Annotated in this window: 23 protein-coding genes, 1 tRNA gene and 1 pseudogene; 17 read left to right on the top strand and 8 right to left on the bottom strand. The window is 63.7% G+C overall.

Going from position 1 to position 26,052, the window contains the following annotated elements; translation table 11 throughout:
- Nucleotides 1–10 precede the first annotated feature (10 nt).
- Nucleotides 11–916, bottom strand: a complete 906-nt coding sequence (locus HMP06_RS05370; RefSeq protein ID WP_176496175.1) for an SMP-30/gluconolactonase/LRE family protein — start codon at nt 914–916, stop codon at nt 11–13.
- Between the two features lie 161 nt (nt 917–1,077).
- Between HMP06_RS05370 and HMP06_RS05365 the strand changes: the two genes are divergently transcribed.
- The 5 genes from HMP06_RS05365 (at nt 1,078) to HMP06_RS05345 (ending at nt 7,877) form a co-directional block, all read left to right on the top strand.
- Nucleotides 1,078–2,310 (top strand): MFS transporter, encoded by a 1,233-nt coding sequence (locus HMP06_RS05365; protein ID WP_176496174.1) that lies wholly within the window; start codon nt 1,078–1,080, stop codon nt 2,308–2,310.
- Nucleotides 2,307–3,233, top strand: a complete 927-nt coding sequence (locus tag HMP06_RS05360; protein WP_176496173.1) for a 2-dehydro-3-deoxygalactonokinase — start codon at nt 2,307–2,309, stop codon at nt 3,231–3,233. Before HMP06_RS05365 ends, HMP06_RS05360 begins: the two co-directional genes overlap by 4 nt.
- Nucleotides 3,226–3,963: an SDR family NAD(P)-dependent oxidoreductase gene (locus HMP06_RS05355; RefSeq protein ID WP_176496172.1), complete on the top strand. Its 738-nt coding sequence runs from the start codon at nt 3,226–3,228 to the stop codon at nt 3,961–3,963. Before HMP06_RS05360 ends, HMP06_RS05355 begins: the two co-directional genes overlap by 8 nt.
- Nucleotides 3,888–6,818, top strand: coding sequence for a TonB-dependent receptor (locus tag HMP06_RS05350; RefSeq protein WP_176496171.1), 2,931 nt, complete (start codon nt 3,888–3,890; stop codon nt 6,816–6,818). The genes HMP06_RS05355 and HMP06_RS05350 overlap by 76 nt, the downstream gene beginning before the upstream one ends.
- Before the next feature lie 111 nt (nt 6,819–6,929).
- The gene (locus tag HMP06_RS05345; RefSeq protein ID WP_176496170.1) at nt 6,930–7,877 is read left to right on the top strand and encodes a dihydrodipicolinate synthase family protein; all 948 of its coding nucleotides are present in this window, start codon (nt 6,930–6,932) and stop codon (nt 7,875–7,877) included.
- Here the strand turns inward: HMP06_RS05345 and HMP06_RS05340 are convergent.
- Nucleotides 7,859–8,821, bottom strand: coding sequence for an IclR family transcriptional regulator (locus tag HMP06_RS05340; protein WP_232089871.1), 963 nt, complete (start codon nt 8,819–8,821; stop codon nt 7,859–7,861). The two genes, HMP06_RS05345 and HMP06_RS05340, sit on opposite strands and share 19 nt — an antisense overlap.
- 30 nt (nt 8,822–8,851) lie before the next feature.
- On the opposite strand from HMP06_RS05340, the gene HMP06_RS05335 reads away from it, so the two are divergent.
- Entirely contained in the window at nt 8,852–10,030 is a 1,179-nt protein-coding gene (locus HMP06_RS05335) for a mandelate racemase/muconate lactonizing enzyme family protein (RefSeq protein ID WP_176496169.1), read from the top strand.
- A gap of 19 nt (nt 10,031–10,049) precedes the next feature.
- On the opposite strand, the gene HMP06_RS05330 is transcribed toward HMP06_RS05335, so the two are convergent.
- The 5 genes from HMP06_RS05330 to HMP06_RS05310 all read right to left on the bottom strand — a co-directional run bounded on the left by HMP06_RS05330 (nt 10,050) and on the right by HMP06_RS05310 (nt 15,834).
- Complete coding sequence (locus tag HMP06_RS05330; RefSeq protein ID WP_443026497.1) at nt 10,050–10,883, bottom strand: kinase; 834 nt, start codon at nt 10,881–10,883, stop codon at nt 10,050–10,052.
- On the bottom strand, nt 10,873–11,838 hold the full coding sequence (locus HMP06_RS05325; RefSeq protein WP_176496168.1) for a 2-hydroxyacid dehydrogenase: 966 nt from the start codon (nt 11,836–11,838) through the stop codon (nt 10,873–10,875). The genes HMP06_RS05330 and HMP06_RS05325 overlap by 11 nt, the downstream gene beginning before the upstream one ends.
- 115 nt (nt 11,839–11,953) lie before the next feature.
- A complete protein-coding gene (locus tag HMP06_RS05320) occupies nt 11,954–13,081 on the bottom strand; it encodes a mandelate racemase/muconate lactonizing enzyme family protein (RefSeq protein ID WP_176496167.1) in 1,128 nt (375 codons plus the stop codon).
- Nucleotides 13,068–14,222 (bottom strand): FMN-dependent L-lactate dehydrogenase LldD, encoded by a 1,155-nt coding sequence (gene lldD / locus HMP06_RS05315; protein WP_176496166.1) that lies wholly within the window; start codon nt 14,220–14,222, stop codon nt 13,068–13,070. Before lldD ends, HMP06_RS05320 begins: the two co-directional genes overlap by 14 nt.
- Before the next feature lie 202 nt (nt 14,223–14,424).
- A complete protein-coding gene (locus HMP06_RS05310) occupies nt 14,425–15,834 on the bottom strand; it encodes a glycoside hydrolase family 16 protein (protein WP_176496165.1) in 1,410 nt (469 codons plus the stop codon).
- A 273-nt stretch (nt 15,835–16,107) separates the two neighbouring features.
- On the opposite strand from HMP06_RS05310, the gene HMP06_RS05305 reads away from it, so the two are divergent.
- Together HMP06_RS05305 and HMP06_RS05300 are read left to right on the top strand one after the other, a co-directional pair.
- Nucleotides 16,108–16,440 carry an L-rhamnose mutarotase gene (locus tag HMP06_RS05305; RefSeq protein ID WP_176496164.1) on the top strand — a complete coding sequence of 111 codons (333 nt, stop codon included), beginning with the start codon at nt 16,108–16,110 and terminating at the stop codon, nt 16,438–16,440.
- Nucleotides 16,441–16,770: 330 nt separating this feature from the next.
- Nucleotides 16,771–17,550, top strand: a pseudogene (locus HMP06_RS05300) (efflux RND transporter permease subunit); the annotation flags it as partial.
- 179 nt (nt 17,551–17,729) lie between these two features.
- Here the strand turns inward: HMP06_RS05300 and HMP06_RS05295 are convergent.
- Nucleotides 17,730–17,819 (bottom strand) — tRNA-Ser (locus tag HMP06_RS05295).
- A gap of 105 nt (nt 17,820–17,924) precedes the next feature.
- Here HMP06_RS05295 and HMP06_RS05290 point away from each other — a divergent pair.
- From HMP06_RS05290 to HMP06_RS05250, 9 genes are read left to right on the top strand one after another with little or no spacing between them, the layout of a single operon-like run.
- The gene (locus HMP06_RS05290; RefSeq protein WP_176496163.1) at nt 17,925–18,971 is read left to right on the top strand and encodes a lytic murein transglycosylase; all 1,047 of its coding nucleotides are present in this window, start codon (nt 17,925–17,927) and stop codon (nt 18,969–18,971) included.
- Nucleotides 18,955–19,866 carry an SPOR domain-containing protein gene (locus tag HMP06_RS05285; RefSeq protein ID WP_176496162.1) on the top strand — a complete coding sequence of 304 codons (912 nt, stop codon included), beginning with the start codon at nt 18,955–18,957 and terminating at the stop codon, nt 19,864–19,866. The genes HMP06_RS05290 and HMP06_RS05285 overlap by 17 nt, the downstream gene beginning before the upstream one ends.
- A gap of 20 nt (nt 19,867–19,886) precedes the next feature.
- Entirely contained in the window at nt 19,887–21,056 is a 1,170-nt protein-coding gene (locus tag HMP06_RS05280; protein ID WP_176496161.1) for a D-alanyl-D-alanine carboxypeptidase family protein, read from the top strand.
- A gap of 4 nt (nt 21,057–21,060) precedes the next feature.
- A complete protein-coding gene (gene tmk, locus HMP06_RS05275; RefSeq protein WP_176496160.1) occupies nt 21,061–21,693 on the top strand; it encodes a dTMP kinase in 633 nt (210 codons plus the stop codon).
- Entirely contained in the window at nt 21,690–22,667 is a 978-nt protein-coding gene (locus HMP06_RS05270; RefSeq protein WP_176496159.1) for an AAA family ATPase, read from the top strand. Before tmk ends, HMP06_RS05270 begins: the two co-directional genes overlap by 4 nt.
- 52 nt (nt 22,668–22,719) lie before the next feature.
- Nucleotides 22,720–24,282, top strand: a complete 1,563-nt coding sequence (gene metG, locus HMP06_RS05265) for a methionine--tRNA ligase (protein WP_176496158.1) — start codon at nt 22,720–22,722, stop codon at nt 24,280–24,282.
- Nucleotides 24,279–25,058: a TatD family hydrolase gene (locus tag HMP06_RS05260; RefSeq protein ID WP_176496157.1), complete on the top strand. Its 780-nt coding sequence runs from the start codon at nt 24,279–24,281 to the stop codon at nt 25,056–25,058. Before metG ends, HMP06_RS05260 begins: the two co-directional genes overlap by 4 nt.
- Complete coding sequence (locus HMP06_RS05255) at nt 25,055–25,819, top strand: MBL fold metallo-hydrolase (protein WP_176496156.1); 765 nt, start codon at nt 25,055–25,057, stop codon at nt 25,817–25,819. Before HMP06_RS05260 ends, HMP06_RS05255 begins: the two co-directional genes overlap by 4 nt.
- Complete coding sequence (locus HMP06_RS05250) at nt 25,816–26,022, top strand: hypothetical protein (RefSeq protein WP_176496155.1); 207 nt, start codon at nt 25,816–25,818, stop codon at nt 26,020–26,022. The genes HMP06_RS05255 and HMP06_RS05250 overlap by 4 nt, the downstream gene beginning before the upstream one ends.
- Nucleotides 26,023–26,052: the final 30 nt, after the last annotated feature.

The following is a 26,052-nucleotide window of genomic DNA, read 5'->3' as shown; positions in this document are numbered from 1 at the left end:
AATCGGCGCGCTATCGGCCCCAATGTCGCGTGGGAACCGGCGCGCCATAGCTGGCCACGGGTGCGCCAGCATCCGGTGCTAGGAAAGCGAGAATACTGCCCGACGCTCCGAACGCCCGATCATCGACCGACAGCCCGTGAGCGGCAGTGGTGATGAAAAGCGTCCGCCCCTCATCGCCGCCAAAAGCGCAGCTCGTGGGGCGCGGGCAGGGGGTCTCGAGCCAGCCGAGTTGTTCCCCGTTGCTCGCGAGGATCGCGATCCCCGCGCCGTCCCACATCGCGCACCAGATGCGACCCTTGGCGTCGATCGCCAATCCGTCCGGTTTCCCAGGGATGCCCGCGAAATCTTGCACGATGCTGCGATTCGACAGTTCGCCTGATGCCACGTCGAAATCGTAGCGGTAGAGCAGTCGCGGCACGGTATCGACGAGGTAGAAGGTCGCGCCGTTGGGGCTCCAGCCGAGGCCGTTGCACACGTCGAAGCCCGAAGCCATCACACGCAGGTCACCTGCGGCATCGAGGCGATACAGCGAGCCCTTGCCGAGCGTTCCATCGCTGGAGCGCGAACCCACCCAGAACCGCCCGGCAGGATCGCACTTTCCATCGTTGAAATGCGTGCCGTCCATGGCGGGCACTTTAAATCGCCGCAACTCGGCGGCGGCGTCGCCGAGCCAGAGCTCGCGCTCAAGGGCGGCCAGCAGGCCTCCGCTCGCCGTCGCGCTCGCCGAGCCGATTTTGGCGACGACGAGGGTTTCGCGATTTTCTCCGGTATCGGGGTCGAGGATGTTTACAGACGGTCTCACGATATCGACCCATACCAGCGTCGCCGTCGCCGCGATCCAGTGCGGTGACTCAGCCAGACCCGCTTTCACTGGCCACGCGTGCAGTAAGGGGAGGGACTCGAGACGCGTCGACATTCTAAGCCTATCTACGATCATTTCGTTGCTATAAACGATACACGCTGATAGCGAAATATCCAGCTGTGCGGAAGTTGCGGCAAGCCAACGAGCGATGGGAGAGGGAATTGGTGGGCAGCGCACGCGTAACGACGGCCGGGTTCAGGTGGATCATCGTCGCAATGTTGGCGCTCGCCGCCGTGCTCAATTACGTCGATCGCCAGACTTTGGCGCTGATGGCCGGCGCCGTCCAGCGCGACCTGGTGATCGACGACCAAGGCTATGCCGCGGTCGTCAACGCCTTTCTCGTCGCCTATATGCTCGGTGGACTGGTCGCCGCCTTTGTCGTGGATCGGCTTGGCGCGCGCTGGGGCATGATCCTCTTCGTCGGCTGGTGGTCGCTCGCCAGCGCAGGCACTGGCCTCGCGCAGAGCGTTTTTCATCTGGGCGTCAGTCGCTTCGCGCTTGGCCTCGGAGAGGCGGGCAATTGGGTGGCCTCGCCAAAGCTGGTGCGGGAGTGGTTCCCGAAGAAAGAGCGCGCGCTCGCGATCGGGCTATATTCCTCCGCGGCCCATTTCGGAGCGGCGATCTCGCCCGCGCTGATGGCGGTTCTGTTCCTGACGGTCGGCTGGCGCCTCACGTTCGTCCTCTGCGGCTTGGCCGGGCTCCTCTGGCTGGGGGGATGGCTACTGCTGTACCGGCCGAACACTGCCTTGCCAGTCTATGCGGCCGATGCGGCGGCTGACGCCGAGCCCGTTGCCACACAGGCCGAGCCGATCGATGAATCGGGTTGGCGCGGCTGGGCTGCGGTGATGCGTACCCGTGGCGTATGGTGGTACGCGCTGGCGGCGGCGCTGACCAACCCCGTGTGGTTCTTCTATCTCTTCTGGTTTCCCAAATATCTGACCGAAGAGCGCGGACTTAGTATCGCGGAGATGGGGCGTACCACATGGATCGTCTACGCCGCAGCAGGCTTTGGCGCGGTTGGCGGCGGCCTGCTGTCCGGGCGAATCGTACGCCGCGGCGTCAAGCCGGCACTCGCGCGCGTCATGGTCATGGCGCTGGTCGCGCTCGTCGCGCCGCTTGGCGCGCTCAACGCACTGCAACCGAGCGTAACAGTCAGCCTCGCACTCGGGGCAATTGTCGCCTTCTGTCACACCGCCTGGGTTACCAACCAGACCGCGCTTCCGGTCGATCTGTATCCGACGCGCCATATTGGGAAGGTGATGGGGATCGGCGGAATTGCCTCGGGTCTCGCGACGATCGCATCGACCTATATGGTAGGCCAATTGGTCGCGGTGCTCACGTATCGGCCGATGTTTCTGGTCATCGCGGTGGCCTATCCACTGGGGGTGGTGGCCGCCTATTTCGCGACGACGGGGCGATCGATGGTCGACCGGGAGAGCGGGATATGAACCGTGAAAGCTTCATCGCGGTCGAATGGGGCACCGCGAAAATCCGTGCGCGTCTGCTCACGGCCACGGGCGATATCGTGGATCAGGTGATCGAAGAGGTGCGGCTGGTCGATCTGGATCGCGCGGCGCAGGTGGCCAGAGTCGCGCACCTGCGGCAGCGGTGGCCCAGCGCGTCGGAGACGCTGTGGCTGGCCGGAATGGTCGGATCGCCAATCGGCCTGGAATCGGTCCCGCACCTGCCCTGTCCCGCGACGCCGGCGCAACTCGCCCGGCACGCGCGCCAGACCATGATTGCAGGCACGCCGTTGCGGATCCTGCCCGGATTATCCTGCACGTCGCGGTTCGGCGACTATGACGTCATGCGGGGCGAGGAAGTCGCTGCAGCAGGCCTGATCGGTCACTGCGACTTGGTCGACGCCGTCCTCCTGTCAGTACCCGGTATGCACGGGAAGTGGATCGAAATGGGCCGGGCGCGGATCGAGCGATTTCACACGTCGATGACGGCCGAGCTTCACGCCCTCATTGCGGAGCGCAGTATCCTTGCCCCATTGACCCAGGCCGCACCGCACGATGGCGACGCCTTCCGCGCCGGGCTTACGCTTGCGGCAGACGGCGGAAGTCCTGCCCGGCTCCTGTTCTCGGCGCGCTCGCGGGTGCTGGCCCAGCATCTGACCGAGGAAGACGCGGCCTCTTTCATCTGGGGCGTCCTGATCGGCAGCGATGTGCGCGAAAATCTTCCCGGGCCAGGCGACGCTGCGCGACAATATTTCGTCACGGGAGGCGGCCATGCGGCGCCCCTGTTTCGTGCCGCGCTCGCCCACCTCGGCGCGAAGGTGGAGGTGATCGACAACGACCATCTCACTGCGCACGGCTTTGCCACGATCCGGCAATTTTCGGCTGAAGGAAACACGTTCGATGACTGAACGACTCAAGGGGCATGTTGCCGTCGTCACGGGCGCGGCCGGCGGCATCGGCGGCGCGATTGCGCGGCGCTTCGCAGGGGAGGGTAGTCGCGTGGTCGCGCTCGACAGAAAGGCTTCGGCCGATGGCGACATGACCCTGCTTTGCGACCTGGGGGAAGACGCCTCGGTCGAGGCGGCAGCTCGTGCGGTGAGCGAAGCGGGCCTGTGGCCGACGATCGTCGTCCATGCCGCGGCGATCGGGGCGGGCAGCGCTACGCTGGATACCGATAGCGATTTCCTGGCCCGGATGATGAACGTCAATGTCGGCGGGGCTCTTCGTCTGGCAAAGGCGTTTGGACCTGGCATGTGCGAACGTCGGCGCGGCGCGTTCCTGTTCATCTCTTCGATCAACTCAACCTTTGCGACACCCGGGCTCGCGGCCTATGCCGCATCGAAGGCCGCGCTGGACAGTTTCACCAAGACGCTGGCGCTCGAACTCGCGCCCGACGCGGTGCGCGTGAACGCGATCCGCCCCGCGTCGATCGATACGCCCTTGCTGCGCGGCGGTTTCGACTCGCGCCCCGATCCCGACGTCGCCCGCCGGGCAAACATCGCACGACATCCGCTGGGCCGGTGGGGCACCCCTGACGACGTAGCAGCGCTAGCGCTCTTCCTATGTTCGGACGAGGCATCCTGGATCACCGGAGTCGATTATCTCATCGATGGCGGGGCCAGCATCGCTCGACGCTGACCCAGACTGCGAAAATAAAAAGGCATTTCAAATGTGGTGCACTTGACAGTGTAGCTAAGTGTGCAACAACGGCCCAACCCAAAGCACTGCTTCAAAAGCAATCGGGGAGAGGGAAAGTCATGAAATCGAACATTCTGCTGAGTGGTGTTTGTCTCGGCGCCTTGCTTGCCGGCGCACCGGCTTTCGCACAGACACAACCTGCAGCGCCAAGCACGAGCACGGACGTCAGCCAGTCGCGCGACACCCCCGATGCGCAGGCGGATACCGCCGGCGCCGACATCGTCGTGACGGGCTATCGCCGGAGCCTGGCGGAAGCGCTCGACGCCAAGCGCAACACGGATCAGTTCCAGGAATCGATCGTTGCCACGGATGTCGCAAAGCTCCCAGACAACACGATTGCCGAGTCGCTGCAGCGTGTCTCAGGCGTCCAGATTCGCCGTGCTTTGGGCGAAGGTACGAGCGTTTCGATCCGCGGGCTTCGCCAGAACCGCACGGAAATCAACGGTCGTACGCTGGTTAATCCCAACGGTCGCGGGCTCGGCATCGCTGCCGTGGCGGATTCGGATTATGGCCCGTTGTCGCTGTTTCCCTCGGAATTGATCGGACGGCTCGATGTCATCAAGCTGCAGGGTGCCGAGCGCGCGGACGGGTCGCTCAGCGGGACGGTCGACATCATCACGCGCAAGCCGTTCGACAAGAAAGGCCAGCTGATCGCAGTGTCGGGCTCGGGCGTCTATTCGGATCAGGACAAGCGCTGGGGATATGACGGGTCGGCGCTCTATTCGAATACCTTCGCCGACGACACGTTCGGGATCCTGGTCAACGCGACCTATTCGAACAAGCCGGTCAACGAGGATTCGTTCAATTCCTTCACGGGCTACACCCCGCTGACGAGCTCGTTCAACACCGTGGCCAACCCCAAGGCCAATGACCCGAACGGCGACGGCAACCCGGCACTTTACATCGCGGATTTGCGGTATCAGCGGCTGCGGGAGCGTCGCGAGCGGATCGGCGGCAACGGCGCTTTCCAGTGGCGCCCGTCCGACAGTCTCGAACTCTATGGCGACGTCGCCTATTCCCACCTCAATACCAACCGGACCCGCGACTGGTTCTCCGTGCCTCTGAGCACGGTCGCCGGTGACTATACGACCTACAAAGTGTCCACGAACGAAATCCTTACATCGGGGACGATCAATCAGGTCGCGCAGGGCAATGCAGAGGCACTCAAGGTCAAAAGCGATACCGTGAGCAGCGCGCTCGGTTTCAAGTGGAGCACCAATGACGGGCGCTTCTCGGTAAGGCCGGAAGTAAACTATTCGCGCGCCACGATGGACGTCTCGCAGACATATGTGCGCGTGACGTCGCTGAACAAATATCTGTTCAATTTTGACGTCGGCGGTGGCGGCATTCCTACGCTGAACGGACCGGCCGCGCTGAATGCGGCCGACCCAGCGCAATTCCGCTATTCCAACATCTTCGACAATTTCAATCGCAACACGGCTCAGGAAACGGCCGGCAGGATCGATTTTACCTTCAAGACCCTCAACGCCTTCCTGTCGCAAATCGACGCCGGCATGCGGTACTCCGCGCTGAATACCACGCGTGACACGATTCAACGGCAGGTTGCCTTCAGCGGAGCGACGCCTGCACAGACGTTCCCCGTGGCGAGCGGGCCCGCCGTGTACGGCGTGAGGAGCTACCCCGATCTGCTCCTCGGGGGGGCGCCTGCCATCGCGACCAAATATGTCGCGGCGTTGTCGTCGAGCCTGCCATTCGGCACGGCGTGCGAGACCATCGCGCCCAACAGCGGCCTGTGTCCTGCGCGGTTCGTCGATCCACTGCAGTCGTTCCGGATCTCCGAGAAGACAATGGCGGCCTATGTGAAGGTCGGGTTCGCAGCGCAACTCGGTGCTATGCCGCTGACCGGCAACGTAGGGCTGCGCTACACCGAAACCGACCGGGCGGCGAATGGCGCGATCAAGCGTGCGAGCGGCCTCGCCGACCCCCTGGTGGTCAAGACGCGCTTCGCTAACTGGCTGCCAAGCGCAGTGGCCAAGCTCGAACTGACGAACAAGCTCGTTTTCCGACTTGGTTATGCCAAGGTCTTGGGCTTGCCGGACTCGATCGATCTGTCGCCCGATCTCACCTTGAACCGCCTGACGCCCTATAACGGAAACGCCGGCAATCCCGCATTGCAGCCGCTCCGCGCGGACCAATATGACGCCGCGCTGGAATGGTATTTCGCGCGGGGCTCTGCGCTGACGGTCGGTGCGTTCTATAAAGATGTATCAACGTTCATTTACAGTCGCGCCAATTATGAGATTCCGACCGGAGAAGTCGCGCCACCGGATTCGCCGCTCGGGTATTTGATCACACGCCCATTCAATGGAACTGGCGGTAAGGTTAAGGGCGTGGAGGTTTTGTTTCAAACGCCATTCTACTTCCTGCCCGCACCGCTCGATGGGTTCGGTGTGGTAGCGAACTTCTCCTATATCGACAGCACGACCTCGTTGCTCGATAGACAGCGCAATTCTCTCCCATTTCAGGGACTTTCGAAAATAAACTACAATATTGTTGCTTACTTTGAGAAATATGGTTTTGGCGCGCGGGTTGCTTACAATTATCGTGACAAATATTTCGATAGCGTAGGTCCTGGAAGCACGGCAATCTATTATGCACCGTATCGGACGATCGATGCATCCATTCGCTATGAACTCAAGAATTTCACCATCTTTGCCGATGCGTCAAATCTGAACAATGAAGTTCAGCGGCGCTATGTTGAATCGTCCGAAGCAACTTCCTTCTATGGGGTGCAGGGACGACGATTCTCGGTCGGCTTCAACGCCAGATTCTAACGCGCCGGCCTTTTAGGGTGTGAATTATCGCGAGGGATCGAAGTTCGGACTTCGATTCCTCCCCCTTTCAATATTGGCGCTGCCCAAAAAAAATGCTGACGGGAATCATACATGAGTAACGCGATAGGTGGCGTTTTTCCGGTGCTGCCGACGGTCTTTGATGAAGCCGGCGAGATTGACCTCGACGGGCTTGGCAATGTCATCGAGTTTGCGCTTGCGTGCGGCGTTGACGGGTTGGTCTTCCCCGGGCTGGCCAGCGAGTATGACATGCTTTCACTCGAAGAGCGCGAGGCGTTGATCGGCTTTGTCGGCGCTCGGGTGGCCGGACGCGCGAACTTCGTGGTCGGCGCAAGCGGCGACGATGTTGCGACAAGCATACGCTTGGCGACGGCGGGCGCCGGCGCGGGAGCGGTGGCCGCTATGGTCATGACTCCAAAGGCGATCGGTCCCGACACCGGGTTGCTCGGCGCGTTCTACAGCGCGTTGGGTCGGCAGGCCGTGCTCCCGCTCATGGTGCAGAACGCCCCCGTGCCCATGGGCTTGGGTCTCGATACCGCGCAGCTGCGCGCGGTGGTCGAGGCGACCGATTCGATCCGCTGGGTCAAGGAAGAGAATATGCCGTGCGGCCAGCGGATCAGCGAAATGCTCGCCGATCCGCCGGCGCATTTGCTCGGTGTTTTTGGCGGTGCGGGCGGTCGCTACATCACTGACGAACTTGCGCGCGGCGCAATCGGAACGATGCCCGCGGTCGAGACGCCGGAGATTCATGTCGCATTGATGCGCGCGCACCGTGCCGGCAATGAAGAAGCGGTGCGCGATCTGTACGAAGCGGTGCTCCCGATCCTCATGATGCAGGCCGTGTTCCGTTGGCGACTGACCAAGGAAGTGCTTCGGCGGCGCGGCGTGATCGACAGCGCCTTTACGCGCGCAGCGGGTCCGCGATTTGATCCGGGTGACCATGCCGAATTGAGCCGGATCCTGTCGCGGCTCGAGCCGCTTTTGGGGGGGGCAGCGGTTACGTCGCTGTCCGCACCTTCGGTTCAGACCGCCACGCGGTAATCGAGCGCCGGATCGGTAAGGCCTAGTTCGGGGCCGCGGTCCTTACCGGCCTCGCGGATCTGCCGGGCGGCGTCGTGCAGCGCCTGCAGCATGTCGGGCATTGCCGCGGTCGGTATCCATCCCGAAAGCCCGATCGCAGCATAGACGGGCGTCCCGATCGTGATCGCCACGGTATGCTGTTCGAGTTCGTCCTTCACGCGAAGCCGGGCATAGCCCGCAGTACGGATTTCCTCGAGCGCGTCGAGCAGGTCGGCCAATGACGCATACCCGGGAATGTCGTGGCCAGCATAGGTTTCCTCCACCTCGAGATCGTCCAGCGCTGCGAGCAAGGCCATGCCGATCCCGCCGCGTGTTGCGGGATAGAGGCCGATGCGCCCCAGCGCGTCGGTCTCGGGCATGTTCGGCGGCGCATGGAAAAGATAGCTGACATTGTCGCGCCACAGGACGCCCATCGCAACGGTGTGCCCGAAGCGGCGCAATTGCTCGAGCGCCGGCAAGGCGCGGCGAAGCAGGCCTGAAGCAAACAAGCTTTGGGCCGCAAGCACCGTCATCCCCGATCCGGGACGGTATTTGCGGTCGCTGGTTTGCCGGGCAATGCCGAGATAGGTCAGTGTCTTGAGGAGTCGGTTGACCCGCGTGGTTTCCAAATCGACCCGACGCGCCAATTCTCGGCAGCCAACGGGCTCGGTCGATGTCGCAAGCGCCTGCAGCACGGTGATTCCGTCGATGAGGCTTTGGTTCGGCTGAGCTCCCGCTTTGACGCGCCGGGCCGTTTCTCGCATTCCATAGTCGCCTTGTTGCTGGTTCAGCCGCATCAATATCATGGGCATCAACGCTTCGCTATCGAGCACCAGACCGTTGCTGATATCGGGCTGCGGGAAGTTTGTCGAATTCGTCCGCAGGGACGTTGCTATTAAAGCTTTGTATGATAAGCCCTGGGCCAAGGCGGATGCCGTTGGAGAGGGAGCAGGACTATGTCGTTGGACAGCCGTATTGCCAGGTTGGATGTCTTCGCCGTTACCATTCCGCAAGACACGACCTATCTCGGCAGCCTCGGACCGGGCGAGCAGGTCAACAGCGCTGGATATTTCGTTCGTACCGGAAACCGAACGATTTATCCGGCCACGATGCGCTCCGCGGTGGTGCGCGTAACACTCGACTCCGGAGAAGAGGGGTGGGGCGAAACCTATGGACTCGTTGCCCCGGGCGTCATCCACGCGCTGCTTTTGGACATCGTCCAGCCGATCATCGCGGGCCGATCTCCGTTCGACGTGCAGGCGATCTGGGAGGACCTGTACGATCTGATGCGCGTGCGCGGCTATGTCGGCGGCTTCTGGCTCGATGCGCTTGCCGCGGTCGATATCGCACTGTGGGACTTGATGGGCAAACTGACCGGTCTCCCGCTGCACCAGCTGCTCGGCGGGAAGCATCGCGATCGGATTCCTGCCTATGTGTCGGGCCTGCCCGCGCCGTCCATCCCGGAGAAGGTCGCGCTTGCAAAAAGCTTCGTCGACAAAGGATACAACGCGATAAAAATCGCCGCTTCGGTCAGCTACGATGGGGTCGAGCGCGAGATTGCGGCGCTGCGCGATGGGCTCGGGCCCGACATCGCGCTGATGCTCGACTGCCATTGGATGTACACGCCTGCGGAGGCGATCGCGCTGCTCGATCGTCTGGCCCCGTACAATCTGTATTTTCTCGAAGCGCCGTGCAAGCCCGAGGACGTCACCGGCCTCGCCGACATCGCCGCCCACGCCACCGTACCGATCGCGGCCGGCGAGGAGTGGCGGACCGTCTATGACGCCCGCTCGCGCCTTGAGGCCCGCGCCGTGTCGATCGTGCAGCCGGAGATGGGGCATACCGGGGTCACGCAGTTCATGCGGATGGCGCACTTGACGCAAGGGCACCACGCCAAGGTGATCCCGCATGCCACGATCGGCGCGGGCATCTTTGCCGCCGCGAGCTTGCATGCGTCCGCCGCCGTGTTGAACCTGCCCTATCACGAATTCCAGCACAGCATCTTCCCGCATTCAGCCAAGCTGATGGATGGCCGACTGGAATGTGCGGAAGGCTATTTCGCACTGCCCGAAGGCCCGGGGCTCGGCATTACGCCCAACGCCGTATTTTGGGAGAATGCGCAAAGGCTCGGATGACCGTCTGCGCTCAGGCGGGTCATGATATCGGCCGGGGGGCGTCCCGGCGGTCGATACTGAGCGGCGAGCGGTCCGTCGCGAGTTTGATCGTAATGTCTGCCCGCCCCGGCATCTCCAAAAGGATGTGGCGCGTGAGCCGTTCGAAATGCGCCACGAACCGTGTAACTTGGGTATTCGACATGAGCGCGGCAGGGCCGGCATGGTGTCGGCCAAGGTCCGCCTCCTGTTCGATCCGCCAGTCAGGCACCACGTCGAACCCAGGCGCCGCCAGCAGTACCAGACGGTCGATCCGGGCAAACAGCGCGGCATATTCGGTCGCGAGCGCATCATTGACGAAGCGCCGCCAAATTCCGTTGGGGTCCTCGGAATACTCCAGCGCGTTGACCGGCGCAGCGAGGGCGGTGGCGGGCTGTGCGCGTGCGCCGACGCACCATCCCTCGAGCAGAAGCACGCGGGTATCCGCCGACGCACCACCCCACGATGCCCGCAGCGCACGATCATCCATGGCCTTGTCGAAACGCGGGAGTGCGGTGCGCTCTCCGTTCCGCAGGGCGCTCAGGATATTGAGGCCCAAGGCAATATCATGCGTGCCGGGTACGCCGCGCGTCGCGAGCATCGGATGCACGCGGCGCGCCAAAGCAGACCGTTCGGCCTTCGTCAGATACAGGTCGTCGAGCGACAGGACCGACACGCCCGCGATCCGCGCCGCCAGCCCGTCGGCGACGGTCGATTTGCCGCTGCCCTGCGCGCCGCACAGGCCGTAGATCAGCGGCCCGGGGCCGCTGTGGCGCGCCAGGACAGCGCGAAGATCTGTCTCAAGCAAGTCGATCAGCGCGGTCGAGCTAGGCAACACAGTTCGGCGGTACGAGTCCGGCAAAATGCGCCTCCAGATTGGCCGCCGCCTGCAGTCCCATCGCGGTGGGCGTTTCGACCGTCGCGCTGCCGAGATGCGGCAAGAGAACGATATTTTCGAGCTTGAGCAACGCCGGGGTCAGCTTCGGCTCCTGCTCGTAGACATCCAGACCGGCGGCAGCGAGGTGACCGTCGCGCAACGCGCGCGCGAGCGCGGCTTCGTCGACGACACTCCCGCGCGCGGTGTTGATGAGCACGGAACCACGCTTCATTGCCGACAGAATCCGTGCATCGATAAGATGCCGAGTCGCCGCGCCCCCCGGGAGGTGCAGCGACAGGATATCGACCTGTCCTGCCAAAGCCTCCAGCGTTTCATCATAGGCTGCGCCCAGCTTCTGCTCGATGGCGCGCTCGGCGCGTGTGCGGCTGAAGTACCGGATGGTCATGCCGAACGCGGCGGCACGCGCCGCCATCGCTTGCGCAATGCGTCCGAAGCCGACGAGGCCCAGCGTCTTGCCAGCCAGCGCCTGGCCCATCATGTGCGTGGGCCGCCAGCCGTCCCAGCGCCCGGCGCGCAGCTCGCGCTCCCCCTCGCCGGCGCGGCGCATTGCCATCAGCATCAGCAGCATCGCAACGTCCGCGGTTGCATCGGTCAGCGCGTCGGGTGTGTTCGTCACAACGATCTTTCGGTCGCGCGCAGCGGCAAGATCGATATGATCGGTCCCCGCGCCAAAATTGGCGATGATGCCGACGGTGCGGCCGGGTGTGGCGAGGAGTTCGGCGTCAATCCGGTCGGTGATGGTGGGGCAGATCGCGTCGTACTGCACCATCGCCGCGGCTAGCGCAGCGGGTTCGAGCGGGACGTCGGTCGCGTTGAACGTGACGTCGAACACTCTCGCGAGGTGCGCCTCGACCGTATCCGGCAGGCGCCGTGTGACCAGCAGGCACGGCCTCATCGATCACCTCGCACGAACGGGCTTGTCGCCTCGAAATGCTTCGATCCGAGCGCCGCGGGCATGCCGTGCCCGCAGCGATCACGCGTGTCGGGGCGCCCAATCCCAGCCACATCGTTCATGCGCACGGTGAACCGCCCGACCCGATCGACCAGGTCCTGCCATCCACTCGTAGATGATCGATCGCTGCGAAGTCCCATTCGATGCCGAGTCCGGGTGCCGAGGAAGGGTAGGCGCGGCCATGTTCGATCCGCATTCCGCTCGAGGTCAACGATTCAAGCTGCGGGATATATTCGATCCAGCGCCCCTGCGGAGTGGCGCAAGCAAGCGCGACATGAAGCTCCATCAGAAAATGCGGACAAACCGCGACGTTGAACGGCTCGGCGAGATGCGCGACCTTCAGCCACGGCGTGATCCCCCCGATCCGGGCGACATCGACTTGCACCAGGGAGCATGCGCCATGCTGTAGATACTCGCGGAAATGCTGCAGGCTGTAGATCGATTCTCCTACCGCGACCGGAAGGGTGGTCGCGTTGGACAGGCGGACATGCCCCCCCATGTCTTCGGCCGGCAGCGGTTCCTCGAACCAGGCCAGGTCGAACGGTTCGTAAAGCCGGGCGCGGCGGATTGCCTCGTCGACGGCAAAGGCCTGATTGGCGTCGACCATGATCTCGAAATCGTCGCCGACGGCGCCGCGGACGGCGTCGAGCCGGCGCACGTCTTCCTTCGGTGGACGGCCTACCTTGATCTTGGCGCCGCCAAAGCCGCGCGCCTTGACCGCCAGCGCATCCTCGACGAGCGCGCCGGCCGCGATATGAAGCCAGCCACCTTCGGTGGAATAGAGCGGCAGCGACGGCTGCGCGCCGCCCGCCTCCAAATGCAGCGGGCGAGCGCTGCGGATGCATTTGAGATCCCACAAGGCGGTGTCGATCGCTGCGAGCGCAAGTGCCGTGATCGCCCCGACCGCAGTTGCGTGGGTATGAAAGAACAGGTCGCGCCAGATCGCTTCGATCGCATCGGGATCACGCCCGATCAGGCGTGGCGCGAGGTGGCGGACGATCAGATCGACAATCGCATGGCCGCCGGTGCCGATCGTATAGCTATACCCGGTGCCGACCGCGCCATCGTCGGCATAGATCCGCACGAACGGAGTCTCCTGCGATACAAAGGATTGAATGGCATCGGTCCGCATCACCTGCGGTTTTAGATCGACCATCAGCACTTCGACCCGATCAATCCTGCTCATGCAAGGCCCCGTGATCGCCTAGGATCGTACGGTCGATCGCTGCGATTGTAGTCACGCCGGTCAGTGCCATCCCCACTCTCATCTCCCGTGCGATCATGTCGAGCAGTCGGCTGACACCGGCTTCTCCGGCTGCCGCGAGTGCATATGCCCAGGCCCGGCCGAGCAGCACGCCATCCGCGCCGAGCGCAAGCATCCGCAGCACGTCGAGCCCGCTGCGCACGCCCGAATCCGCCAATATGGTCAGCTCCCCGCGCACCGCCTCGGCGATGGCGGGGAGCATCGAAGCGGTCGACGCCGCGCCGTCAAGCTGTCGGCCGCCGTGATTGGAAACCACAATGCCGTCCGCGCCGAGGGCGCGGGCTTCGGTCGCATCGCCGGCGTCGAGCACCCCCTTGATAATCAACGGTCCATCCCATTGCTCGCGGATCCAGCCAAGGTCGCGCCAAGTGATCGATGGATCGAAGTTCGCGCCCAGCCATCCCATATAATCGCCGAGTCCGTTGTTTCGGCCGAGCACCGAAGCCAAATTGCCAAGGGTGTGCGGTCGACCGTTAAGCCCGACATCCCATGCCCAGCCGGGACGGCCGATCACCTGCATCATCCGCTTCAGCCCCGCATGGGAGCCCGACATGCCCGATCGCGCGTCGCGGTAGCGGATCCCCGGCACCATCATGTCAACCGTGAAGACCAACGCGCCGCAGCCCGCAGCGCTAGCCCGCGCGAGAAGCTCGCGCATGACGCCACGGTCGCGGATCACATAGAGCTGAAACCACGGCGCGCCGCCGTCGCGCGCCACTTCAGCAATATCGCAGATCGAAACGGTGGACAGGCATAACGGGATGCCCGCTGAACGCGCGGCACGCGCGGCCTGGACCTCGCCCCGCTTCGCCAGCATGCCGCCGATTCCGACCGGCCCCAGCACCACCGGCATGGCCTGACGCTGCCCGAATAATTGTGCCTCGAGCGAAACGCTCGACACGTCCTGCAGCACACGCTGGCGCAGCACCGTCTTTTCAAGGTCGGCGCGATTGCGTCGCATCGTCACTTCTTCGTTCGATCCACCATCGACATAGTCGAACAGGAAGCGCGGAAGGCGCCGGCGTGCGGCCTCCCGGAAATCGAGCGGCGAGGAAAGGATCATGCGGTTGCTCCGCTCCGGCCGCAGAGCAACCTTTGCCACGTCGGGCAAAGACGACAGGGCGCGTTCGAAGACTTAAAGAACAGGATTCCAATTAGCAAAATCCGGTTCCTCACGTTTTAAAAGTTCGGGGGGGGGGGGGGGCGTGATGGGTCTAGGAGGAGTCCGACTGGAACGGCGCAATGCGTCAGAACGACCCGGCCACTTAGTTCAGCTGGACAAACTGAACGTCATCGACCCTGAGCCATTGATTAGCTGTCCCGGTCGAGCTGAACGCCACGGTCGCCTGATGGTTTGTTACCGCAATATTGTCGAGCGTCACCAGCGTCCAGGCACTCGTCGCCGGGATGTCGAAGCGTCGTTCCGTACCGCCATAGTTGAGCGCCCGCATCACAGCCGTGCTTTGCCCACCGGAGCTCTTGACGCGCGCGGTCAGGCGGTAGGTCCCGTTGGGAAGAAATTTCAGATTCTGCTTGGTCGTCACGACGAAGTTCGCGGCCGCGGTTTGGATCAGCGAGCGCGTACCGTTGTAGACGTCGTCGGACACGAGATAGCTCGCGGGCTTGTCGTAGGTTTCAATCCATGCCGGAGGGTTCCAGGCCTGGAAAAGACTTACCGGCGTCGCATCGAAAGCGCCGTTCCCGACAAGATTGGCTCCGAGCTGCGGCTTATTATAATATCTGAAATAATCGAATTGCGAATAGCCCGGCAGGACCGACGTATTGCTGGCGTTGGCCGTGCGCAGCGCGGTGAGCCAGAAGGTCTGCGGTGTATACACATAGCCATTGGTCGTGTTGTCGATTGTGAGCTTCAGGTCGCCGTTGACGTAGAATTTCGTGAAGGCTGTGGTGTATTCAAACCCGTACACGTTCCAGTCGCCGAAATTGACACCGAGCGATGCTCCATTGCCGTAGGGCCGGCGGTGCGCGGTGGTCGAGGTCGACTGCTTATAGTCGCCCATCCCCATGCTGTCGGGCGAGTCGTGTTCGAAACCGTCGATCTCGTAAAGCTGGTTCTGCTCAGGCTGCAGGCCCGCATCGATATCCTGATTGATCCGCGGATCTCCCCCGGCGCCGCTGATATCGCGACGAATGCCCATCGACCAGAAGGAAGAGTGCAGGCCGGTCGTGGCGTTGAAGAGCTTCGCCCGGATCTCGTAATAACCGTACCCGAAGGTGTTGCGCGACATGATGCCGCCACCTGTATAGTCGGGCGCACCATCGCCGTTCACGTCCTCGTAGCCGAACTTCAGATTGAGCGCGGATCCGTCGAGCGACACGTTCTGCGAACGGACATAGCCGCCCGCATAAGGAGCGGCGATGCGGTAGTACCAGTCGTCTGTATTCAAGGTCGCGGCGTTGAATTCGTCGGCATAGGCGAGGGTATAGCCCACCGGCGCGCTCGCCACCGCCGCATCTGCCACCGCCCCTCGCGCGGATATGGACACAGCTGCGGGGAGCGCAGGCGATGCGTCGGCGACCGCAGTAGCGGGCGCGCCGGATATAACCGCGACGGCGCTGGAGGGTGCAGGCGACGCGTCCTCCAAGACGACAGCCGCAACGGCGGCAGCGACGAAGGCGAACAACGATCCGGATACGAACAGCGTCTTCTTCATGAGTCCTCTTCATGCGCCCGCGTCAATCGAGTGGCTGCAGTGCGATTGTGATGCTTATTCAGCAATAATGCAATTCATAAGTGCACATGGATTTCGCATATGCAAAATATCTGGTATGACGCTTGGGCGTGGAATGCGGTGGATTGGCGCGCGCGCCGAACAGGCGAAGGAACGGACGATGAGAATGTTGCGCCAAACGGAGATTATGTCTGAAGTAGCGTTTGCCGATCAGCGACGCGCCGGGGGCGTAATGGAAGCCCAAAGGTCGATCGCATGACCCAACGACTGTGCTTCGCACTCGACCTTGTCGATGACGCCGCAATGATCGCCGAGTATGAAGCGTGGCACGCGCCGGGCGGCGTGTGGCCTGAGATTATCGCCGACATTCGCGCATCGGGCGTCCTCGACATGGAAATCTGGCGCACGGGTACCCGGATGTTCATGCTCATGACGGTCAGCGAAGACTATCCCCGCGCGCGTCCACCGCAGCCGCGTGAGCCCGAGTGGCAGAAACTGATGTGGAAGTTTCAAAAGCCGCTGCCAATGGCTGCGGTCGGCGAGAAATGGATTGAAATGAAGCGCATTTTCTCGCTCGAAGAACCGTAGCGCTCTGACGATCAGGATCGGATGCGGGCTATACTTGAAGCACAAGGCCGCAGAATGAAATTGCTTGCAGACTGATAGCGGGTCGTCGCGGTCGCGACGCTCGATTACTTTCCAAGGCGTAGCGGCGACGATGATCCAGATATTCGATCTGGTATCCTTGGGCCATTTCAATACTGCTTTTTCAGAGCTAGGAAGAGGCATCGAGAGGGCTGTCACGACGGGGTGCCAGGCCGTCTGTCGTCTTGAATCATCATCACGCCGAGGCTGGCCTTGAAGATTTCGATGTACCGCATAAAACCATATAGGTTATAAGAACGGGTCAACAAGGAGATCCTGACGCTGCCGATCGGGGAGCTCATCGCGTTCCTCGTGATGCGCGTCCTGGGCGTGAACGCCAACATCATGTCGTTGGGCGGGATCGCCATCGCGATGGGCCCGGTGGTCGATGCAGCCGTCGTGATGATCGAGAACGCCCACAAGCATCTCGAACGCTGGGCGCACGACCTTCCCGGCGAAACCCTGTCGGGCGAGGCGCGCTGGCGGGTGATCACAACGGCGGCGAGCGAGGTCGGGCCAGCGGTGTTTCTCAGCCTGCTGATCATGACCTTCTCGTTCATGCCCCTGTTCAATCTCCAGGGGCATGAAGGCCGGTTGGTCGCGCCGCTCGCCTTCACCAAGACCTATACGATGGCGGGCGCGGCTTTGCTGTCGGTGACCCTCGTGCCGATGTTAATGGGCTGGCTGATCCGCGGCCGTATCCCGGCCGAGAGCAGCAATCCGATGAACCGCTGGCTAACCGCGATCTATCGCCCCGCGTTCGACTGGGTGATGCTGCGGCCCAGAGCTACGCTTGTGATTGCGGCCTTCGTCTTCGCCACAACGGCCCCGCCGCTCGGCCAGCTCGGCGGCTAGTTCATGCCGCAGATGAACGAGGGCGACTTGCTCTATATGCCTTCGGCGCTCCCGGGCATCTCGACCGCGCAGGCGTTGCGCCTGCTCCATCAGACCGACCGGCTGATCAAGACGGTGCCTGAAGTCGCGTCGGTGTTTGGCAACGCCGACCGCGCCGAGACCGCGACAGATCCGGCGCCGCTCGAGATGTTGGATACCTTCCAAAACCGATCTTCCAAAAGTGATTGATTTCTCTCGCGAGTCAACTGCCCGTCATGTTGGTTCCCGATCGACCGACCTGCACATCGGGCATCGAAACGCCGAAATGGGACCTGTAGTGGGACCGAAATCCCCCGCGGGTGCATTCATGAATTAAATCAATACTTTACAGGAGCAATTGGCGGAGAGAGTGGGATTCGAACCCACGGTGAGCTTGCACCCACGGCGGTTTTCAAGACCGCTGCCTTAAACCACTCGGCCATCTCTCCGCGCTGGCTTCGCATAGCCAGCGAACGGCGACTTGTGCAAGGTTTGTGGTGCGTGACAGGGCTTTGGGGGTTCATGTCGGCGGGCGGCTGTGCCACTAATGCCGCATGGTGGGCACGAAAAATCTCGTACGGCGGATCCGGATAGCGGCGCTTGCTGTGGTTGGGGCGCTTTCGCTAGGCGGACCAGCGCTTGCGCAGGATGAGGCTGGATTTCAAAGCTATCTGCTGACGTTACGCGCGCAGGCCGACGCGAAGGGGGTCAGCCGCGCGACGCTTGACGCGGTGATGCCGACCTTGACGCTCAACCAGCGCGTCGTCGATTTGGACAGGCAGCAGCCAGGCGCCAACCCGAACGCCCCCATCCCCGATTTCGCGCCCTATAAAGCGCAACATCTCAGCGCGGCGCTGATCGCGAGCGGGCGGAACGCCTATCTCTCCGCGCGACCGCGCTTGCAGCGGATCGAGGCGCAGACCGGCGTGCCCGAATCAATCATGGTTGCGATATGGGGCCATGAGACGAGCTATGGCCGGGTGATGGGTGGGTTCGATCTGCCGCGCGCGCTGGCGTCGCTGGCGTATGAGGGGCGACGGCGTAGTCTGTTCGCCGACGAATTCATCGCGTCCTTGCAAATGATGGACCGCGGGGTCGCGCGATCGCAACTGATCGGCAGTTGGGCAGGCGCGACCGGCGGGTCGCAATTCCTGCCCTCGGTCTATCTGCGTCTGGCACGCGACGGCGATGGCGATGGGCGCGCCGATATCTGGAGCAGCCAAGCCGATACGCTCGCGTCGATCGGAAACTATTTCGCCAATGCCGGGTGGCGGCCGGGGCAGCCGTGGGGCATGGCCGTGTCGGTACCGCCGACGTTCGATCGCAGCCAGATCACCAACCGGTTGCTGTCGCCGCGCTGCGTGAAGGTGTTCGCGCGGCACAGCGGTTGGAAGACCATGGCCGAATGGCGTGCGCTTGGCATTGCGGCGCTGACGCGCGGCTGGCCTGGTGATGCCGAGCTGGCGACGTTGATCGAGCCCGACGGTCCGGGCAAGACGGCCTATCTGCTGACGGGGAATTACCGCGTGATCCTGGACTATAATTGTTCCAATTTTTACGCGCTGTCGGTGGGGTTGCTCGCCGATGCGGTCGAGCAATAGCGTGGTGATCCTGCTCGGACTCCTGCTCGCCAGTGGCGGTTTTGGCGCTGAAGCGGCCACCGCGGCGCAGCGCGGCACCGCGGGCGACCGCGCGCCGATGAAGCCCGAGCTTTGGTCGGGCCCCGCGACGGTGCAAATCCAGCGTCCCTCCGATCTGCCGCCCGAGGTTGCGGATACGCGCGGCCCGCGCGGGACCTCTGGCGAGGCGCATGACGATGGCGTCGGCTACGCAACGATGATGGCGGAGCTGCCCGAGGCACGGTGGAGCAACGTCGCGGTCGGCGTCGGCTATGCGGGGCTGGCCCCCGGCACGCTGGTCGAACTCACAGCCCTCGATAGCGGGCGGACGATCGTGGCGCTGGTGGTCGGGCGCGAAACGGGCGGTGCGCTGGTTGCGCTGTCGCCGGGTGCCGCACAGGCGCTCGGCGTCGGCGATCGTGCGCCGGTCCGTGTGCGGAGCGTGGTCACCAGCCCGCAGGACGAGATGGCGTTGCGCTCCGGGCGTGCTGCCGCGCCCCGGCTCGACGCGCCGCCGGCGTTGCTGACCGCCTTGCGCCGTAAACTCCCCGTACGGGCCGCCCCGCAGCGCGCCACGACACCAGCCCGCGCGCCGACCCGCCCGCCGGCGCGCGCAACGGCACCCGCGCCAGCCCCGGCGCCAGCCGCCCCGCCGTCGCAACGCGCCACCGGCGGCTTCTACGTCCAGGTGGCCGCACTGTCTTCCGCGGCGCGCGCGACCGCATTGGCACGCGACCTGGGCGGCCGCGTCGCTGCATCGGGCGGGCTTTACCGCGTCCAACTCGGCCCGTTCACCAGTTCCGCCGAAGCCGCCCGCGCGCGTGACGGGGTGGCTCGACGCGGCTATGGCGCTGCACGAATCCTTCACTCCGACTGACAAGATCGAGATCGAACCCAATGTCCTTGCGCAACAAAGTCCTCGCCGCCGCCACCGTCGCGATCGCCGCCACGTGCCCCGCCGTCGCTGCGCCGGACTATCAGACTCCTGCGCCCGTCGCCTATCTCCAGGATCTTTCGTCGGGCGCGATCCTCTATGCCAAGGATGCCGATCGGCGGATGCCGCCCGCTTCGATGGCGAAGATGATGACGGTCTATGTCGCGTTCGACATGATCAAGTCGGGCGAATTGAAGCTCGACCAGAAATTCCCGGTCCGGCCAGAGACATGGCGCGCGTGGCACAGCCAGGGCTCGACCATGTTCCTCGGCGTCGGTGAGGAACCCACTGTTAGCGATCTGCTGAAGGGCATCGTCACGCTTTCCGGCAACGATGCCTGCGTCGTGCTGGCCGAAGGCATTTCGGGCACCGAAAGCGCCTTTACCGACCGGATGAATCGGGCGGGGGTAAAGCTCGGCCTGACCAACAGCCATTTCGGGACGTCGAACGGCTGGCCCGACGAGGGGCGCACCTATGTCACCGCACGCGATCTGGCAAAGCTGGCGAGCGCTACGATCAAGGATCATCCCGATCTCTATAAGCGCTTCTATTCGCTCCGCAGCTTCACCTGGGGTAAGACGCTGGGTGATGCCAAGCCGATCGACCAGGCCAATCGCGATCCCTTGCTCGGGCGAGTCGCTGGGGCCGATGGCCTGAAGACCGGCCATACCGAGGAAGCGGGCTTCGGCTTCACCGGCTCGGCCGAGCAAAGCGGCCGCCGCCTGGTGATGGTGATGGCGGGGCTCGGGACGTCGGGTCAGCGCGCCGAGGAATCGGTCAAGTTCATGGAATGGGGCTTCCGCGCGTGGCAGGCCAAGCCGATCCTGGCCAAGGGCAAGCAAATCGAGACCGCCGAAGTCCAGCTCGGCAGCGCAAGCACCGTAGGCTTGGTCGCGCCGACCAATCTGACCGCGACGATGCCCGCCGGTGCGGTGCCCGAAATGCGCCTCACCGTCAGCTATGACGGCCCGATCAAGGCACCGATCAAGGCCGGGCAGCATATTGCCGATCTGATCGTCACCACGCCCGATCTGCCGCCGCAGCGTCTGCCGCTCGTCGCCGCCAATGACGTAGACGAAGCGGGCTTCTTCGGCCGCGCCTGGGCCGGGCTGATGGGCCTGTTCGGCGCTTGAGCCGGTGGCGGTAACCGGGCGCTTCATCTCGCTTGAGGGCGGGGAGGGGGCTGGCAAATCGACTCAGGCGCGCTTGCTCGTCGCTTCGCTGGCTGAGCGCGGGATCGATGCGCTGGTCACCCGCGAACCGGGCGGCAGCGAGGGTGCCGAGGCGATCCGCACGCTCCTCATGCAGGGGGACGTGACGCGGTGGAGTGCGCATAGCGAAGCGTTGCTGTTCGCCGCCGCGCGTGCCGATCATGTCGAAAAAACGATCCGCCCCGCGCTCGGGGCCGGGCGCTGGGTGATTTGCGACCGCTTTCTCGACAGCAGCCGCGCCTATCAGGGCGTCGCGGGCGGTATCGACGATTCAGCGGTGCTCGCGCTCCACGCCTTCGGGTCGCGCGGGATGTTGCCCGACCGGACGTTGGTGCTCGAACTCGCGCCTGACCAAGGCAGGCTACGCGCAGCGGGCCGCGATGGCGAAGCGGCCGATCGCTTCGCGGCGCGGGGCGATGCGTTCCACGCCGATGTCGCCGCCGCCTTCCGCCGCTTTGCGACGCACGAGCCCGATCGCTTCCGGCTGATCGATGCGGGGGGCGACGTGGATGCGGTCGCCGCCGCGGTGTTCGCCGCGGTGGCCGATCTTCTGCCATGACCCTGCCGATCGGAAACGACGCCGCGCACGCCGCGTTCGCTGCGGCGATGACAAGCGGATCGCTGCACCACGCCTGGCTGTTCGCCGGGCCGGAGGGGATCGGCAAGGCAAGTTTCGCGCGTGCGGCGGCGCTGCGCTTGCTGGCGGATGGGGCAGGGGCGGTGCTGCCGCCCGGCTTCGACGTTCCCGAGGAGAATGCGCAACGCAAGCTCGTCGCCGCCGGATCGCACCCCGATTATCGCGAACTGACGCGTCAGCCGAAGGAAGGCGACAAGACCGGGCTCGATCTCGCGCGCTCGATCCCGATCGCGCAGGTCCGCGCGCTGGGGTCAATGTTCGCGACGCGCCCGTCGATGTCGGAGCGCCGGGTCGTCATCATCGATGCGGTCGACGATCTGGAGCGCCCCGGTGCCTCCAACGCGTTGCTCAAGAACCTCGAAGAGCCGCCGCAAGGCACGATCTTCCTGTTGATCAGCCATGCGCCGGGACGCTTGCTGCCGACGATCCGCTCGCGCTGCCGGCAATTGCGTTTCGATCCGCTGAGCGAGGACGCCATGACGTCGGTGTTGCGCGAGCGCATACCCACGGCCGATGCGGCAGAGGTCGGCGCGTTGATCCGTATCGCCAACGGATCGCCGGGGCGGGCTCTTGGCTTTGCCGGCCTCGATCTGGCCGCACTCGACAGCGCGCTCTCCGCGATTGCGCAAAGCGGCGACCCCGACAACCGTCGTCGGGTAAAACTCGCCAAGAGCCTCGCGCTCAAGGCCGCACAGCCGCGTTATGAAGCGTTTCTGGAGCGGGCACCGGCCTTCATCGCCGCCGCCGCGCCGACGTTGCACGGTGAGCGGCTCCGCACGGCGCTTGACGGCTATGACGCAGCGCGCACTCTCGCGGCGACGGCCCGCGCACTGACGCTCGATGCGCAGGCGACGGTCTATGAGATGGCCGGGATCGTCGCGCGGCTCGCGCGCTAAATCCGCGGCGGCAAGGCTTCAATTGGCGGGTGCGATGCTCTAGGACGCCGCGATGACCGAGCCATTCTATATCACCACCGCGATCAATTATCCCAACGGGCGGCCGCATATCGGCCATGCCTATGAAGCGATTGCCGCCGACACAATCGCGCGCTTTCAACGCCAGGCCGGACGCGAGGTGCGCTTTCAGACCGGCACCGACGAACATGGTCTGAAAATGACCCAGGCGGCGCGCGACCGCGGGATCGAAACGCGCGCTTTGGCCGACGAAATGTCAGGCTATTTTAAAGAGATGGCGGCGGCTTTGAATATCAGCCATGACCGCTTTATCCGCACCACCGATGCTGATCACTATGCCGCCAGCCAAGCGATCTGGCAGGCAATGGCCGATGCGGGCGATCTCTATCTCGACCGCTATGAAGGCTGGTACTCCGTCCGCGACGAAGCCTTTTACGACGAAAAGGAACTCGTCGGCGGGGAAGGGGGAAAGCTCTCACCGCAGGGCACGCCCGTGGTGTGGACTGCCGAGGAAACCTGGTTCTTCCGCCTGTCGAAGTATCAGCAGCCCTTGCTCGACCATTATGTCGCCAACCCCGATTTCATCCGGCCCGACAGCCGCCGCAACGAAGTGATCCGCTTCGTTGAGGGCGGGCTCAACGACCTATCGGTGTCGCGAACGAGCTTCGACTGGGGCGTGCCGGTGCCGGGCAGCCCGGGGCACGTTATGTATGTCTGGGTCGATGCGCTGACCAATTACATCACCGGGCTCGGCTATCCTGATCTCGATGGCGATTTCGCGCGCTTCTGGCCGGCCAATTTGCACATGATCGGCAAGGACATCGTGCGCTTTCACGCCGTTTACTGGCCGGCCTTCCTGATGTCGGCGAAGCTGGCGCTGCCAAAATCGGTGTTCGGCCATGGCTTCGTGCTGGCGCGCGATGGCGCCAAGATGGGCAAGTCAGCGGGCAATGCCGCCGATCCGCTCGCGCTGGCCGAGGCTTACGGCGTCGACGCGCTGCGCTACTTCCTGCTGCGCGACATCAGTTTCGGGCAGGACGGGAGCTACTCACCCGAAGCGATCGTCACCCGCGCGAACGCCGATCTGGCGAACAGCTTCGGCAATCTGGCGCAACGGACGCTGAGCCAGATTTTCAAGAATTGCGACCGCTGGCTCCCTGCTATTCACGGCCATAGCGAGGCCGATAGAGCGCTGTTCGATCTGGTCGAAAAGACCGTGCGCGACGTCATGCCGCGCGCCTATGACGAACTGGCGCTATCGCATGCGACCGAGGCGTGGATTCAGGCGGTGTTCGCCTGCAACGCCTATATCGACGAACAGGCGCCGTGGGCCCTCAAGAAGACCGACACCAAGCGGATGGAGACCGTGCTCGCGACGCTCTACATCTGCATCGCGCAGTTGGCGGTGGCAATTGCGCCGGTCATCCCGGCCAGTGCCGCTAAGCTGCTCGACGCGATGGGCATCGATCCTGCGCTCCGCACACCCACCGCGATTGGCTCGCACTGGTATTCGCCGCTCGCCGAGGGCGGGTATCGAATTGAGCAGCCAGTCGCGCTGTTTCCGCGGCTGGAGCAGCCGACGGAGGTTGCCGCATGACCTTTATCGACAGCCATTGTCATTTGAGTTACAAAGGGTTGGCCGAACAACAGCAGGATGTGCTGGAACGCGCGAGACGCGCCGGGGTCGGCACGATGCTGACCATTTCGACGCGCGAGAGCGAGTGGGATGACGTCATCGCCATCGCCGAGCGAGAGCCCGATGTGTGGGCAACCGTCGGGATCCACCCGCATGAAGCGGACAAACATCCCGATGTCGGCACCATCCGCCTGGTCGAGCGTGCGCAGCATCCGCGCGTCGTCGGGATTGGCGAAAGCGGGCTCGACTATTTCTACGATCACAGCGACCGCGACCGCCAGCGCGCCAGCTTCCGCGCGCACATCGCCGCGGCACGCGAGACCCAATTGCCGATCGTCGTCCACACGCGCGATGCGGAGGAAGACACGGCCGATATCCTCCGCGAGGAAATGGGGAAGGGTGCCTTTCCCGGCGTAATCCACTGCTTCACCGCGAGTGGCGCATTTGCCGACATCGCGCTCGAGTTAGGCTTTTACATTTCCATTTCCGGCATCGTGACCTTTAAGAACGCCAAGGATTTGCAGGAAACCGCCGCCAGGCTGCCGCTCGATCGGCTGCTCATCGAGACCGACGCGCCGTTCCTTGCACCCGTGCCACATCGCGGCAAGGTCGGCGAGCCAGCCTTCGTCGCCGACACCGCCGCCTTTCTGGCGAAATTGCGCGGCGTGCCGCTCGATACGCTCGCCGCCGCCACGGCCGCAAATTTTCACGCGCTGTTTACCAAGACGCTGGCATGAAGGTGCGGATCCTGGGCTCGGGTACATCATCCGGCGTACCTCGGATCGGCAACGATTGGGGCGCATGTGACCCCAGCGAACCGCGCAATCGGCGCCTGCGTGCGGCGATCCTGGTCGAGAGCGCGACGACGCGTATCCTGGTCGATACGGGACCGGATATGCGCGAGCAGCTCTTGGCGGCGAATGTGTCCACGCTCGATGCGGTGATCTGGACGCACGATCATGCCGATCACACCCACGGCATCGACGATCTGCGTCAGGTGTTTCATGCGATGGGCCACCCGGTGCGGGGCATCGCCCGGCCGGAGCTCAAAGCGACATTGATGCAGCGCTTTCGCTATGTCTTTCACGGTTGGGACGGTTACCCGCCGACGGTAGCGATCGAGAATCTTCCCGATGCGATCACCGTGGGCGACATTTCCGTGCGGGTCGCCGATCAGCCGCACGGGCCGTTCCAGTCCGCTGGGCTCCGTTTCGAGAATGGGGGCAAGGCGATCGGATATGCGACCGATCTCAATGCGATGACGCCCGACATGACGGATATTTATCAAGGTCTGGATATCTGGATCGTCGACGCGTTGCGACGGCAGCCACATCCGTCGCATGCGCATTTGTCAACCACGCTCGGGTGGATCGAACAGTTCGAGCCACGTCGGGCGGTGCTCACTCATATGGACCAATCGATGGATTATGCGACGCTGGTTGCCGAGCTGCCGCCGGGCGTGGAACCGGGCTATGACGGGCTGGAACTGACCGTATGAACGACAATGGCTTCAACGCGCTGTACCTTGCACTGATGATGATTTTGCCGGTCAGCGCGCTTGCCGCACGCCGGTTGCCGATCGCGGATGTGTTGAAGATGGCGCTGGCATGGGCCGCGATCTTCGGCGTGATGTTCCTGTTGGTCATGCTGTGGCAGGATGCATTTGGTGGCGGCGGTCCTGCCGGGGGTACGAGCGCATGAACAGCAATATATTTAACATAATACATATTA

This window comes from Sphingomonas sp. HMP6 (assembly GCF_013374095.1).
Classification (GTDB): Bacteria; Pseudomonadota; Alphaproteobacteria; order Sphingomonadales; family Sphingomonadaceae; genus Sphingomonas.
Note: the sequence above shows the minus strand (reverse complement) of the source record. Positions and strands in the feature narration are given on the sequence as shown.

Coding starts and splice junctions, on each gene's coding strand:
- HMP06_RS05305 (WP_176496164.1), top strand. CDS start 16,108: ATGACCCAACGACTGTGCTTCGCACTCGACCTTGTCGATGACGCCGCA.
- HMP06_RS05285 (WP_176496162.1), top strand. CDS start 18,955: ATGCGGTCGAGCAATAGCGTGGTGATCCTGCTCGGACTCCTGCTCGCC.
- HMP06_RS05365 (WP_176496174.1), top strand. CDS start 1,078: ATGTTGGCGCTCGCCGCCGTGCTCAATTACGTCGATCGCCAGACTTTG.
- HMP06_RS05345 (WP_176496170.1), top strand. CDS start 6,930: ATGAGTAACGCGATAGGTGGCGTTTTTCCGGTGCTGCCGACGGTCTTT.
- HMP06_RS05290 (WP_176496163.1), top strand. CDS start 17,925: ATGGTGGGCACGAAAAATCTCGTACGGCGGATCCGGATAGCGGCGCTT.
- HMP06_RS05370 (WP_176496175.1), bottom strand. CDS start 916: ATGTCGACGCGTCTCGAGTCCCTCCCCTTACTGCACGCGTGGCCAGTG.
- HMP06_RS05260 (WP_176496157.1), top strand. CDS start 24,279: ATGACCTTTATCGACAGCCATTGTCATTTGAGTTACAAAGGGTTGGCC.
- HMP06_RS05250 (WP_176496155.1), top strand. CDS start 25,816: ATGAACGACAATGGCTTCAACGCGCTGTACCTTGCACTGATGATGATT.
- HMP06_RS05255 (WP_176496156.1), top strand. CDS start 25,055: ATGAAGGTGCGGATCCTGGGCTCGGGTACATCATCCGGCGTACCTCGG.
- HMP06_RS05360 (WP_176496173.1), top strand. CDS start 2,307: ATGAACCGTGAAAGCTTCATCGCGGTCGAATGGGGCACCGCGAAAATC.
- HMP06_RS05320 (WP_176496167.1), bottom strand. CDS start 13,081: ATGAGCAGGATTGATCGGGTCGAAGTGCTGATGGTCGATCTAAAACCG.
- HMP06_RS05355 (WP_176496172.1), top strand. CDS start 3,226: ATGACTGAACGACTCAAGGGGCATGTTGCCGTCGTCACGGGCGCGGCC.
- HMP06_RS05270 (WP_176496159.1), top strand. CDS start 21,690: ATGACCCTGCCGATCGGAAACGACGCCGCGCACGCCGCGTTCGCTGCG.
- HMP06_RS05335 (WP_176496169.1), top strand. CDS start 8,852: ATGTCGTTGGACAGCCGTATTGCCAGGTTGGATGTCTTCGCCGTTACC.
- metG (WP_176496158.1), top strand. CDS start 22,720: ATGACCGAGCCATTCTATATCACCACCGCGATCAATTATCCCAACGGG.
- HMP06_RS05280 (WP_176496161.1), top strand. CDS start 19,887: ATGTCCTTGCGCAACAAAGTCCTCGCCGCCGCCACCGTCGCGATCGCC.
- HMP06_RS05350 (WP_176496171.1), top strand. CDS start 3,888: ATGTTCGGACGAGGCATCCTGGATCACCGGAGTCGATTATCTCATCGA.
- HMP06_RS05310 (WP_176496165.1), bottom strand. CDS start 15,834: ATGAAGAAGACGCTGTTCGTATCCGGATCGTTGTTCGCCTTCGTCGCT.
- lldD (WP_176496166.1), bottom strand. CDS start 14,222: ATGATCCTTTCCTCGCCGCTCGATTTCCGGGAGGCCGCACGCCGGCGC.
- HMP06_RS05325 (WP_176496168.1), bottom strand. CDS start 11,838: ATGAGGCCGTGCCTGCTGGTCACACGGCGCCTGCCGGATACGGTCGAG.